Here is a 12,923-nt window from a genome sequence, read left to right as displayed (position 1 = left end):
TTCTGGAGTTTGATCCACCATGGATTTCCTGCCTGCCCCATTGCGCGGCGTTATTGCCTCGCTGCTGTTGGCGCTCAATACGGTCGTTTGTTGTACGCCGCTGTTCATCGTCGCCCTCTTCAAACTCTGCCTGCCCTTCACGGCGGCGCAACGGCTGACCGACTGGCTGATGAGCCATATCCACGAAGCCTGGGTCGCCAACAACAGCCGCTGGATGAATCTGCTGGGCCATACCCGCTGGCACATGAGAGGGCTGGAAGGCCTGGACTATGAACACTCCTATCTGGTGACCAGCAACCATCAGAGCTGGGTCGACATCATGGTGTTGCAGTACGTGCTGAACCGCCGGATCCGCCCTCTCAAGTTCTTCCTCAAGCAGGAGTTGATCTGGGTGCCGGTGATTGGTCTGGCGTGGTGGGCGCTGGGCTTTCCGTTCATGAAGCGCTATTCCAAGGCGTACCTGGCCAAGCATCCGGAAAAGAAAGGCAAAGACTTGGAAACCACTCGCCGTACGTGCGCGAAATTTCGCCATAACCCGGTAGGAATCTTCAATTTCGCCGAAGGCACACGCTTTACCGAGGGCAAGCATGCCCAGCAAAACTCACCCTTTCGCCATCTGCTAAAACCAAAGGCTGGCGGGATCGCTTTTGTGCTGGATGCAATGGGTGAGCAGCTGGAGTCGATCATCAATGTGACGATTCACTATCCCGACGGGCGTCCGGGTTATTGGGATCTGCTGTGCGGGAACGTCAAGGAGGTGGTTGCGCATTTTGAAGAAATCAAAATTCCGCAGCATTTCATCGGCAAGAACTACGACCAGGACGGCGAGTACCGCCTGGAGTTTCAGCAGTGGATCAACCATCTGTGGGAAGAGAAGGACCTTTTGCTGGATCGGTTGCATGCCGAGTATCCCGGCAAAACGCGTTAATGCTGGGGCGCGCCCGTCATCCGGACGCCGCTGTCGCGCAGCAAACACGGGACGCTGTAGCAACAGTCGAAGGTTACGACGTCGACGAATGCGGTTTGCCTCACACGCCACGTTCGCAGCCTTCGGGCAGTTTCTATAGGGCAACGACTAATGACTAGGCAGTGACTTGGCATGCCTGGCACAAGGCTGGACTGTAGGAGTGACCGGGGTGGCGCTCCACCTTGCTCGCGATAAAGTCGGAACGACTTTCCTGCGGTGGTGAATTCGATATTTTCACGACTGCTTCGCAGCCGATCGCGAGCAAGCTCACTCCTACAGATTCAGGGTGCACTTCACGGTTCTGAGCGCGCTTCGTCTGGGCCGCATCCGAAGAGGCAGTACATCATCGAAAACCGTGTTGCCTGACATGAGGCTATCGCGGGCAAGCGCGCTCCTACAAAAACAGCATTGCATTTCAAATAGTTATTTTTATGTTTGATGAGAGCTGCCAAAGCTGCGAATGGCGCCGTTTAAGATGCATAGCCTTCGGCAGCTCCTACAGGTTTTACTGCTGATACTGCTCGTATTGCTGCCCCGGAATCGGCTTGAGGTTGACCTCTACCCGACGATTCTGGGCGCGGCCGTTTGCGTCGGCGTTGCTTGCGATCGGCTGATCGGGGCCTGCACCGCGTACCGACAGGTGTGAAGAATCCACGCCCTGAGAAGTCAGGTAAGTGCTGACACTCTGCGCACGCTGCAAGGACAGGTCCATGTTGTGCTGACGCGAGCCGGTGCTGTCGGTGTAGCCAATGATTTCGATGTTGTTCTGGTTGAACTGCTTCAGCGAGCCCGCCAGGTTGTTCAGTGGCGAATAGAAGCTGCTGGCGATGGCCGAAGAGTCGGTGGCAAAAGTGATGTTGCCCGGCATGATCAGCTTGATCTGATCGCCTTGGCGCTGAACTTCAACCCCGGTATTGGCCATGCTGGCCCGCAACGCGGCTTCCTGCTTGTCAGCGTAATAACCGTAACCGGCCGAGGCTGCGCCCACGACAGCAGCACCAATCAAGGCCCCTTTGCCACGGTTGTTATGGTCGATGGCCGCACCGGCCAAGGCACCGGCCAGAGCACCCAGCCCACCATATTTAGCAGTTTTGCTGACACCACCAGAGCTTTGCGCCTGACCCTGGTTGTCATATGGATTCTGCGACGCACACCCGGAAAGCATGGCCAGAGCAGTAGCGGCAATAATCAAACGACGTGAGGTAAACATGGAGATGCTCCTGATTCTATGAACATCAAGCCTTACAGACTTGTGCGCGAATTAGAGCATGACACTCGTCAAAAATTCCTTAACCGGGCCTGAACAGCCCAGATCCGCCCGGAAAGCGATCGCGCCGCTGGGGCGATAGGCGCAAATGGCGATGAGTAAAGCCGGCTATTGGGTTGATGGCCATGGGCAACCGACACCGCTCAGTCATTACGACTCCAACAACACAAACAGCAGGGATTAAAAACGAACAGTTGCTTGATGCTTAACCGTTGAGGACGTTTTTAAGCACGTGCCTCGCCTCCCATTACTCATGTGTTCGACGCCAAAAAACAACACTCATAAATAGCAAATAACGAGTGATGGATGATGCATATGGCGCTTGCTTGATCGCCATCAAATCCCGGCTGTATTTTTAGATCTCCCCCTATGATGGCACATGGCAATCAGGCATCATCCGAGTGTGTACATTCCGCCCTCATGCTTATCTGCCAGCTTCAAAGCGAATGTCATGAATTGCCATGTCCCTAACTTCAAACTCGATGGTGCGCAAGGCAGCAGCACATCAAGGCCAAACAGGAATCAGGCAATGCTGAAAAAGATCCCGGTTTGCGAATTGATGCTGGGCATGCACATCCATGAGTTCTGTCGACCTGCGCTAAGCGAACCGTCGTGGGCAAGTCAGGTTGATCTTGAGCTTAATGACGCCGAACTGCTCAGACAGATTCAACAGTCCACTATCAATGAAGTCTGGATCGACACCAGCCTGGGCCTGCGACCCGACGGTACCGCTGTGCCCGCTCCAGACGAAGATGACCTTGGCAGCACCGCATCATCAAGCATGGCCAAGGAGCTGCTGCGAGCCAAATTGATCTGCGGCCGGGCCAAGAGCGCGGTCATGACCATGTTCACCGAAGCCAAAATGGGCAGAGCCATGAACGTGGCAGACGTTGAGCTGCTGGTCGAGGAAATCTCCAATTCGGTGTTGCGCCATCCTCATGCGCTGATCAGTCTCTCGCGTTTGAAAACTTCGGATGAATACACGTATATGCATTCCGTCGCAGTCTGTGCGCTGATGGTCGCATTGGCGCGGCGTATGTCCTTGAGCGAGGAAAAGGTGCGCGAGGCGGGGGTTGGCGGGCTGATGCATGACGTCGGCAAAATGATGATCGCGCCTGAGATCCTCAACAAACCCGGCCGGCTGACGGAAGAAGAATTTGCCGTCATGAAGTATCACCCTGAAGCGGGTCTGAAAATCCTTAAGGAAAGCAATACAGCCAACGCCACGGTGTTGGATGTTTGCCTGCATCACCACGAGAAACTTGACGGCTCGGGCTACCCGCACGGCTTGGTGGGCGAAAAAATTGGTCTGTTCGCCCGCATGGGCGCGATATGCGATGTCTACGATGCGGTGACTTCCGACCGGCCCTATAAAAAGGGCTGGGGCGCTGCACGTTCAATTCGTGAAATGGCCAGCTGGAAAGGTCATTTCGACGACGGGATCTTCCAGACCTTCGTCAAAACGCTGGGCATCTATCCTGTGGGCACGCTGGTGAGGCTCGAAAGCGGCCGTCTAGGGGTTGTGGTTGATCAGAATAGCCAATCGCTGTTGCTGCCACGGGTAAAAGTCTTCATGTCGGCGCGTACGCGGCGTCCCCTGGAACACAAGGTCATCAACCTGGCAAACCAGCAGGAGCACGACACCATCATCAGGGTCGAGTCCCCGGAAGACTGGGGCCTGACGGATATTGATGAGCTTTGGTTGGGGTTCAAGCCGGAGGGGAATTAAAAGCCGAGGGTGCACCGCATATCCATGGCGATTCGACGTGGGACCGGCTTTAGCCGGGAATAGGCCTGTACATCCAAACTATATTTATCGTCCGTGAGACCGCTTTCCCGGCTAAAGCAGGTGCCACGTCGCAATTCAGCTTGCGAGCAGCCATAGAATTTCCTGCAGGTTCTGCGGTGTCCTTAGCCCAACAACCCCAACTCCTGCGCCCGCGCCACCGCCTGGGTACGACGCTCGACCCCCAGTTTGCTGTTGATATGGCTGGCATGGGTTTTAACGGTGTGCAGCGAGATAAATAGCTGGTCGCTGATTTCCTGGTTCGAACAGCCCTGTGCGATCAGTTGCAGGACGCCCAGCTCTCGCACACTGAGAGTATCGACGGTATGTGTGGTTTCGCAGCTCTCCCGTTGCGCGCAGGCTGCGACCGGGAGTTTTTCCAGCAGCAGATCGCGAATGCGGCAAGGTTCGGCCTGGAGCAGCTGTTTGCGCATCCAGTCAGGGTGCTGTTCGATCAGCTCATTGAATGGCAACGATGCCCCACCACTCGCCGCGCGCAAACAGCGTTGCAACAAAGCAGTCCCCTGCCCCTCGTCCGCCGTACCCAGTACCAGTCGGATCTGCTGGATTAACGCCGCCATGAGCAATAATTGCGCATCGATCTTCTGCGCGTAGTCTTCCAGGGTTGCGAGCCGTCTCGCACAATCGCCGCTGCGCCCCTGAATACGTTCAAGCGCGGCGCAATGCAGCTCGACATGTTGAGGCAATTGCGGATCGCACTCCGGAGAGGGCGCCGGCTGCTCACTGTTGTAGGTCTGGGTCAGACGCAATAACCAGGCCTCGGCCAGATCGATGCGCCCCTGACGCAGCCATAACTCGCACTTGGCAAGGGTGATCATCGCCAAGTAGTAGATGGGCGGCACGTCCCAGATATGCATCAAGCGCTCGGCTTCAGCGAGTTCGGCGAACGCCTCGGCAAAGCGCCCTTCACGCCCTTCCAGCCCGGCGATGGCACAGTGCGCGATCAGCACACTGATATCGCGACAAGCACGCGCCTCGCCCAGGCCCGCCAGTAACTGCGCGCGACCGTCCTGGCCACGCAGTGTCAGCAAATAACCTTCGTACAAGGTCAGGCGGGCGCGCACGGCGTAGAGCCGCTGCGCGGACAACCCCTTGAGGCGCTGCAGCCCGTGGTGCACCTCGTCCAGGGCACGTAACACCTCGCCCCGAGCGTGCAATACCCTGGCGCGATCGTAATGCGCGAGCGCTTCGAAAAGCGGGTTGGCGACTCGCTGCGCCAATTCGAGAGCATCGCGATTCAACGCCCTTGCGCGCCACATATCGCCTTCGGTAATCGCCAAGCCGGCCAGCGTCGACAGGCACAACAGCCGCTGGCCATAGCGCTTGCGGGGCAGGCTGAGCAAGGCTTCGTTGCAGTAACGCTGGGTCTTTTCACTGTCACCTCGACCACGAGCGATAATGCCGCTGAGCGCCAGCCATTGAGCAAGCATGGATTGCTGCGCGGTGGCCGAAGGGGCAGGTAGAAAACGACTCAGATGGCTGGCCAGCTCCTCAGCGGCGTCGAGCTGACAGGCCAGCCCTAGCGCCCATGCGTAGAGCACGATCAAGCGCGGCGTGCTGATGAGCAAGCTATCGGGCAAATCCATTTTCCAGCGCAATAACATGCCGACATTCTGTTCGGCCAACAGCTGCTCTTCGGAAAGGTTCTGAACCAGATTGGCCGCCACATCCAGATGCCCGGCGCGCAATGCCTGCTCGACCGCCTCGTCCAGCAACCCCTGATCACTGAACCAGCGACACGCATTGAGGTGCAGGCGATTCTGTTGAGGTCCGGCCTGAGTGCGCGCGCGCAGCAGGTCGGTAAACAAATGGTGGTAGCGAAACCAGCGACCATGCTCGTCCAGCGGAACCAGAAACACTTGATGCGCTTGCAGATAACGGAGCATCTCCGGACTGTCGTGGCTGTCCCTGACCGCGTCGCACAACTGGCTGCAAAAACGCTCAAGGCAGGCGGTGTCATACAGGAAGGCTTGCACTTCGGCAGGCAGGCACTCGATGACTTCTTCGAGCAAATAGTCGCGAATCAACCCTTCACCGCCATGTAGCGCCTGTGGCAGCTCGCTGTCGGCACCGGCTTCGGATGCCGCCAGTAGCCAGAATCGCAGCCCTGCAACCCAGCCTTCGCTGCGTTCGATCAGGCTTTGCAGCGCATCAGCGTCCAGCGCGCGGCTGTGCTGGCCGAGCAGGGCCACTGATTCGGGGTGAGTCAGGCGCAGATCCTGCTCGTTGAGCTCCAGCAATTGCTGGCAAAGGCGCAGCCGTGCCAGGTGCCAGTCTGGACGTTGCCGGCTGGTGACCATGATGACCAGCCCGGCCGGGAGATGATTGAGAAAAAATTGCAGACAACGATCCAGCACCGAACCCTGAGCCAGATGGTAATCATCAAGCACCAGCAGCAACGGCTTGCTGAGCATCAGGTGCATGGCCAGCTCATCCAGCAAACCGTCGAGCCATTCTTCAAAAGCAAAGGGTTGGTGGCGCTGGCGCATTTTCAACAGACCTGACGCCTGCGCGCCCAGTTGCGGAAAAAATTGCTGCAAGGCCGTCAGCAAACGCTCAAGAAAACGCCCAGGATCGCTGTCGCGTTCGCTGAGCCCCAGCCATACGCTTTGCCATTGCGGCGGCAAGTTCTGGCAGAACTCCACCGCCAGTGAGCTTTTACCAAATCCTGCAGGCGCGCTAACCAACAACAGCCGCCCGGACAAACCCGCAGTCAATCGCTCGCACAAACGGCTACGGGCAACGTAGCCGTCAGGCAATGGTGGTCGAAAGAATCGCCCTTCCAGCGCGGGAAGGGCGCTGTTTGCGAATCCTTGCAAACGGGACAGGTCTGTCATGGCCGGCTCTGTTGTTTAAGTCTTATCGGCTTGGCGGATGCACCGGAGACTAGACGCTAACTGAGCTCTTTTGAAGGCTGGTACGGAAAAGACTGTAACAATTTCCCTACAATCATCGAACCGAATACGCGGCCATAAAAAAGCCCCCGTGAAGGGGCTTCGGGTGACAGGGTTGGTAATCATCTGTGGGAGATTCTATGTTTGCTCGCAAGCGGATCTGACGTGGGACCGGCTTTAGCCGGGAAGGCGGCATTTCAGACGATAAATATCGGATGGATGTACTGGCCTCTTCCCGGCTAAAGCCGGTCCCACGTCGTCGCGCCACTATTGAGATCACTCTTGTGGGTGCTTGCCCCGATAAGGACACCGCGATCTGAAGTGAACCGCGTCCAGCCTTATCGTCGGAATGCCGCCCAGAACAAGCACCGCTCCCACAGGTTTTTGATCTCCTACAAACTTACCGAACCCCCTCCTGGCGCAGTGCGTTAGGCGTGAATTCGCTGGTAGTTGCAGTGAAGCCGAAGTCGTAAGCACTCTTCTCTTCGTTCTTCATGCCCAGTGCCAGATAGCGTCCCGACTGCAGGTCGTACAGGGCTTCCAGGGCGTACCACGGAACCTGTTTGTCGTAGTAGTTCTCGGCATGAGCCTCGGCGACGCGCCACAGTTGGCCGCGACCGTCGTAGTGGTCGATCACCGCAGCCTGCCAGGTGTCTTCGTCGATGAAGAAATCGCGTTTGGCATAGATGTGGCGCTGACCTTCCTTCAGCGTGGCGGTGACGTGCCAGACGCGACGCAGCTCGTAACGGGCCAGATCCTGATTGATATGGCCGGCCTTGATGATGTCGGCGTATTTCAGCTTGGGATCGTCCAGCTTGTGGCTGTTGGACGCGATGTAAAGCTCCTGTTTGCCGATGAGCTTCCAGTCATAACGATCCGGTGCGCCGTTGTACATGTCCAGATTGTCGGAGGTGCGCAGACCGTCCGCCGCCGTACCCGGCCCGTCATAGGACACTTGCGGAGCGCGACGGACCCGGCGTTGTCCAGCGTTGTAAACCCAGGCAGACCGCGGCTCCTTCACCTGATCGAGGGTTTCATGAACCAGCAGCACGCCACCGGCCAGACGCGCCGGAGCAGTCACTTCCTGCTTGAAATAGAACAGCACGTTGCCGGGATTTTTCGGGTCGAAATCTTTCATCTTGTCGCGAAACACGAACTGATCGCGGAAATACACCAGACTGTAAGAGCCGTTTGGCTGCGGGGTCGCCTGGGTCACCAGACGGGTCACGCTGCCACCGCGATAGCGGGTGATGTGGTTCCAGATCACCTCATTGCCGTTTTGGGGAATCGGGAACGGCACGGCAGTTTCGAAGTTCTCCAGTCCATTGCCGCCAGCCGCCAGCTTGGTGCCGGTGGCATTTCTCTTGATCGCGGCATACACATCATCGGGCACAGTGGCGCCACGGTGTGAGGGATAGACCGGCATCTTGAAGCTTTCCGGGTAACGCTTGAACATCGCGTATTGGCCAGGGGCCAGATTGGCCTTGTACTGCTCAACGTTGGCCGCCGTGATGATGAACAACGGTTTCTCGCTGGCATACGGGTTGGCCAGGAAGCCTTTACTGTCCACCGCCCCCGCATTTTTCGGCATAGGGCTCCAGGCGGGAATGGTATTGGCGGCGTTACCGGCCTTTTCCGCGCCCATGGGTGTCAATGTGGTACCCAGCTTTGCTGCTTCCGATTCAGACACTGCGGCCATGACGCCGGTCGCCAACAACGACAGACTCAACACACCGACCTGCAACAGACCTTTTGTTATTTTCATTTTCATAGTCGTCCTGGAAAACCGTGTTCTTAGAAGTTCATGCCAAAGCTGAGGGCAACAAAGTCGCGATCATCGACAGTGGTGTACTTGCCATCAAAGAAGTTGGTGTACGAAAGGCTCGCGGTGTAAGTGTTCTGATACTCGGCATCCAGACCCAGGCTGACCGCCTTGCGACCTTCCTCGAAGTTGCCGCCAGGACCAGGCGAGTAACCTTCGACGTCATGGGACCAGGCCACGCTAGGGCGCAGGTTGACGCCGGCGAAGACGCTGTTGTAGTCCCAGATTGCCCGGGCGCGGTAACCCCAGGAGTTGGCGGTGGTGAAGCCGTCATTTTCGCAGTAGCGGGTGAGGTTGTTTTGCGCAGCGCCGGTCAGGGTGCCTGCGTTGAGGGTTGCGCACTGCCCGGCTGGCAGCGGACCAGGGCCATAGCTCGGGTCACGGCCGTAACGGATTTTCGACGTGTTTTCCAGACCGCCCACGTGGGTCCAGCCCACTTCACCGACCACGGTCAGACGCTCCGCACCCATGACCTGGTCAAAGAACTGAGTGAAGGTGGTTTGCATCTGGGTGATTTCTTTGCGGCGGTAGCCCGGCTGGTCGGTATTCGGCTGGCCTTGCAGCACCGACACGTTAGGGTTCAGCGGCGTGATGCCGGAATACAGAATGTCGGTGGTATTGACCTGCACCGGCGCATTCGGACGGTAGCTGATTTCGCCGCTCCACGCGGTGCCGGTAGGCAAGGTGGTGGAGAAGCTCAGGCCGTACAGGTGAATGTCTTCCGGGTATTCGACGTAATAACTGGAGTTACCGGCGACCACCACAGGCAGCAAAGTCGGCGCCAATGCCGTGGCAGTCGCCACTGGAATACCCGCCCGCGCCAGGGAACCGACTAAACCTGCCGCGCTGTAGGCGCTGGCCGGGCCGCCACGACCACTGAAGATCGGGGCGCGGCTGTGGTAGTTCATGAAGTACGCGCCGAACTCGGTGTCCAGCGGCTCAAAGTTGTAGTGCATTGCCAGACCGAACTGGCCGCCATCACGCGCATCCCGGTCAGGACCACGACGCACAATGGCGCCCTCGTCCGGGTTGCCGAAGCGAACGCCCTGTTGGGTCAGCGAATTGAGAATCGCAGTCCGAGCGCCTGCCGGCAGGCCCGCAGCAGTGAGCGAACTGTTCAAGCCATTGCGACTGCGCAGCACCGCCAGGTTGTTATCGCAGCCGTCGGAGATGACGTCAGGTTGCGAGAAGAATGTGCCGCAGTTGTCAGTAACGGTCTGATCCCATTCCAACTGGTAGAAACCTTCAGCAGAGAGGTTTTCAGTGAGGCTTTGGGACAGGTAGAACATGTTGACCGGAATCAGGCCTTCCTTGATTTCCGCGCCAGGACGGCGGAACGCTGAAACGTCCACCGGGTTGATGCTGTTGATACCGTTCTGGATAAAGGTACTCTCACCCCAGCTAACGACCTGTTTACCCAGACGTACCGAGCCTGGCTCATCGCCAATGCTGTAGTTGTGATACACGAAGGCGTCGAGAATCTGTCCGCCGGAAGACTTGGCGCCTTCCTTGCGATTGGAATCGCTGATGTCCTTGAATTCGCGCCCTTCGTCCTTGAGTTCAAAGTCATACCAGTACTTGCCCCGCACGAACACGCCGGTGTCGCCGTACTTCAGTTCCAGATCGTGAATGCCCTTGAAGATCTTCGAAAACGTCTCACCCCGTTTGAAGTTCAAGTGCCCGTCATCAGACGTTTGCGACAGGCCATGCCCGCCGTTGTTGGACCCGATCAGATTCTTGTTGGCCTTTTCGGTCGACCAACTGGCGCCAACGGAGAGCGACGAGTCGAACTTGCCTTCGATTTCGCCAATATTGAAACTGACGCCGAACGCAGGACCGGCGAGCGTAGAAGCGAGACTGACGGCCAAGGGCAGTTTCGCCCGGCGCCAGAACTGGTTTGCTGTTGTCATCGACGCTACTCCATGTGTTTTTTATTGTTTTGGCAGTGGTATGGGTTAAAAACGCTGCGAGCTTTATCTCGAAAATCGCTGGACGCTCATCGGGTAACCCAGAAGGTTACAACACGAAGGCGCATCCCCATTCGTTTTTACCCAGCCCATGCCGACTATATCCAGCCGGATGCACTGCATGATCCCTCTAAAGTGTGATTTGTTGCCTGAAACCGTCTGGGACGGGGATTGTGGGAATGTTGTCTCTGGAGGAACGGGGGCCAACGTGAGAGCGGTGCTTGGTCTGGGCGGCATTCCGACGATAAGACTGGACGCGGTTCACTTTAGACCGAAGTGCCTAAATCGCGGGCAAGCACCGCTCCCACAGAAAACCGCGTTTCAAAGCGGAAATGGGCTTGCCAAGGAAACTCAAAGAGTAGAAAGAAAAGCGCTATTCGCGCTCTGCCACTCGACGATATCCAGCCGCATGCGTTTCTTGTCGAGCTTGCCGACACTGGTCTTGGGAATTTCAGTAACAAGGGCTATCTGATGGGGGATTGCCCACTTGTTGATATGCCCCAACTCAACAAATGGCTTGAGGTGCTCTTTCAGTGCTCTGGCGTCGATGCTGTGGCCTTCACGTACCACCAGCAGCGCAAATGGCCGCTCGCCCCATTGCGGGTCGGCGATGCCCACCACTGCCACTTCGCGTACGCCCGGATGCCGACTGCAGAGATCTTCCAACGCCAGGGACGAGATCCATTCGCCACCAGTCTTGATCACGTCCTTGATACGGTCGCGAATATCAATCACGCCCATGCTGTCCAGCGTCGCCACATCCCCGGTGTGCAGCCAGCCGCCCGCCCAGAGCTCGGCACCCTTCTGTGGCTCACGGTAATAACCTTGGGTCAGCCAGGGGGCGCGCAGCACCAGTTCGCCCATGGTTTCACCGTCGGCGGGAAGAAAATTGCCGTTTTCGTCGACAATCGCCGCATCCACCAGAATCCCGGGCACTCCCGCCTTGATGCGATAGGTGACGCGCTCATCTTCAGTGCCGGCGCGCAATTGATCGTTAATATGCGCTACGGAAATCAGCGGGCCGGTCTCGGACATGCCATAAGCGCCGGTCAATGCGATGCCGCGCGCCTTGGCGGCTTCGTACAGGCTGCGAGTCAGGGAGCTGCCACCAATGATGATCTTCCAGCCGCTGAAGTCGACGTCCTGGGCGCTTTTGCAATTGAGCACCATCTGCATGATGGTCGGCACGCAATGGGAGAAGGTCACCTGCTCCTTACGCCACAACGCCACCAGCATTTCCGGATCATAACGACCTGGGTATACCTGTTTGATCCCCAGCATGGTTGCGGCGTAAGGCATGCCCCAGGCATGGACGTGAAACATCGGCGTGATGGGCATGTATACATCATCGGTGCCAAGCAAGCGTTCGGCACTGCCAACAATGGTCGCCACGCCCATGGTGTGCAGCACCAGCTGTCGATGGCTGAAGTACACGCCCTTGGGGTTACCCGTAGTGCCGGTGGTATAGAAAGTGGTTGCGACCGAATTCTCGTCGAACTCTTCGAACTCATATTCGCTGCTCGCCTGGGCCAGCAAGGATTCGTACTCGCCCACCAGATTCGGCAGATCAGCGGTTTTCTCCGGCAAATCCGTTAGCAGCAAGGTTTTTTCGACGGTGGTGAGATGCCCGGCAATGGCCTGGTACAAGCCGACGAACTCACTGTTGACCAGCACGAATTTATCTTCCGCGTGGTTCATCGTGTAAACGATCTGCTCGGGAGACAGCCGAATATTGACGGTGTGGATCACCGCGCCAATCATCGGCACGGCGAACATGCATTCCAGATAGCGATGGCTGTCCCAATCCATCACCGCCACCGTATCCCCGGCCTTGACCCCGGCTTCGGTCAGCACGTTGGCCAGCCGGGACACGCGCTCGACCAGCTCTGGATAGGTGTAGCGCATGATGTCGCGGTAGACGATTTCCCGGGTTTTTTCGTAGCGGCTGCCGGACATCAATAGCCGCTTGATCAAAAGTGGATACTGATAGGCACCATCGGCTGGCGGAATAACGCGGGTCTGCAACATAGGAGTTCCTTTTCAAAGTACACAGGCGTGGCTTGAAATATGGACTTTAGAGGCGGACCTCGCCAGCCAGATCAGCCGAAAGGATGATTTGCTGACCGAGCGCGGTGCAGGGATCAGGGTTGGGATCTTGGGAGTGGGACTTCCGACATGGGACCGGCTTTAGCCGGGAAG

The 12,923-nt window shown here is 57.5% G+C and carries 7 protein-coding genes; 2 read left to right on the top strand and 5 right to left on the bottom strand.

The annotated features are described in order from the left end of the window. Positions 1–19: 19 nt before the first annotated feature. The gene (locus IV01_RS22040; protein WP_032625710.1) at positions 20–928 is read left to right on the top strand and encodes an acyltransferase; all 909 of its coding nucleotides are present in this window, start codon (positions 20–22) and stop codon (positions 926–928) included. 544 nt (positions 929–1,472) lie between these two features. On the opposite strand, the gene IV01_RS22045 is transcribed toward IV01_RS22040, so the two are convergent. Then, positions 1,473–2,177, bottom strand: a complete 705-nt coding sequence (locus IV01_RS22045; protein ID WP_032625708.1) for an OmpA family lipoprotein — start codon at positions 2,175–2,177, stop codon at positions 1,473–1,475. A 586-nt stretch (positions 2,178–2,763) separates the two neighbouring features. On the opposite strand from IV01_RS22045, the gene IV01_RS22050 reads away from it, so the two are divergent. Then, on the top strand, positions 2,764–3,963 hold the full coding sequence (locus tag IV01_RS22050) for an HD-GYP domain-containing protein (protein ID WP_032625705.1): 1,200 nt from the start codon (positions 2,764–2,766) through the stop codon (positions 3,961–3,963). Positions 3,964–4,145: 182 nt separating this feature from the next. On the opposite strand, the gene IV01_RS22055 is transcribed toward IV01_RS22050, so the two are convergent. The 4 genes from IV01_RS22055 to IV01_RS22070 all read right to left on the bottom strand — a co-directional run bounded on the left by IV01_RS22055 (position 4,146) and on the right by IV01_RS22070 (position 12,752). Then, positions 4,146–6,878, bottom strand: coding sequence for a LuxR C-terminal-related transcriptional regulator (locus IV01_RS22055; RefSeq protein WP_032625703.1), 2,733 nt, complete (start codon positions 6,876–6,878; stop codon positions 4,146–4,148). A gap of 457 nt (positions 6,879–7,335) precedes the next feature. Then, the gene (locus tag IV01_RS22060) at positions 7,336–8,700 is read right to left on the bottom strand and encodes a DUF1329 domain-containing protein (RefSeq protein WP_032625819.1); all 1,365 of its coding nucleotides are present in this window, start codon (positions 8,698–8,700) and stop codon (positions 7,336–7,338) included. A 29-nt stretch (positions 8,701–8,729) separates the two neighbouring features. Then, positions 8,730–10,667 (bottom strand): DUF1302 domain-containing protein, encoded by a 1,938-nt coding sequence (locus tag IV01_RS22065; RefSeq protein ID WP_032625701.1) that lies wholly within the window; start codon positions 10,665–10,667, stop codon positions 8,730–8,732. A gap of 408 nt (positions 10,668–11,075) precedes the next feature. Continuing rightward, positions 11,076–12,752, bottom strand: coding sequence for a fatty acid--CoA ligase (locus IV01_RS22070; RefSeq protein WP_032625699.1), 1,677 nt, complete (start codon positions 12,750–12,752; stop codon positions 11,076–11,078). Positions 12,753–12,923 lie beyond the last annotated feature (171 nt).

This window comes from Pseudomonas syringae, assembly GCF_000737245.1.
GTDB classification, from domain to species: domain Bacteria; phylum Pseudomonadota; class Gammaproteobacteria; order Pseudomonadales; family Pseudomonadaceae; genus Aquipseudomonas; species Aquipseudomonas syringae_J.
This window is presented reverse-complemented; position numbering and strand designations above follow the sequence as displayed.

What these genes read in the sequence shown, in the direction of transcription:
- IV01_RS22040 (WP_032625710.1), top strand. Translation starts at nt 20, where the DNA reads ATGGATTTCCTGCCTGCCCCATTGCGCGGCGTTATTGCCTCGCTGCTG.
- IV01_RS22045 (WP_032625708.1), bottom strand. Translation starts at nt 2,177, where the DNA reads ATGTTTACCTCACGTCGTTTGATTATTGCCGCTACTGCTCTGGCCATG.
- IV01_RS22050 (WP_032625705.1), top strand. Translation starts at nt 2,764, where the DNA reads ATGCTGAAAAAGATCCCGGTTTGCGAATTGATGCTGGGCATGCACATC.
- IV01_RS22055 (WP_032625703.1), bottom strand. Translation starts at nt 6,878, where the DNA reads ATGACAGACCTGTCCCGTTTGCAAGGATTCGCAAACAGCGCCCTTCCC.
- IV01_RS22060 (WP_032625819.1), bottom strand. Translation starts at nt 8,700, where the DNA reads ATGAAAATAACAAAAGGTCTGTTGCAGGTCGGTGTGTTGAGTCTGTCG.
- IV01_RS22065 (WP_032625701.1), bottom strand. Translation starts at nt 10,667, where the DNA reads ATGACAACAGCAAACCAGTTCTGGCGCCGGGCGAAACTGCCCTTGGCC.
- IV01_RS22070 (WP_032625699.1), bottom strand. Translation starts at nt 12,752, where the DNA reads ATGTTGCAGACCCGCGTTATTCCGCCAGCCGATGGTGCCTATCAGTAT.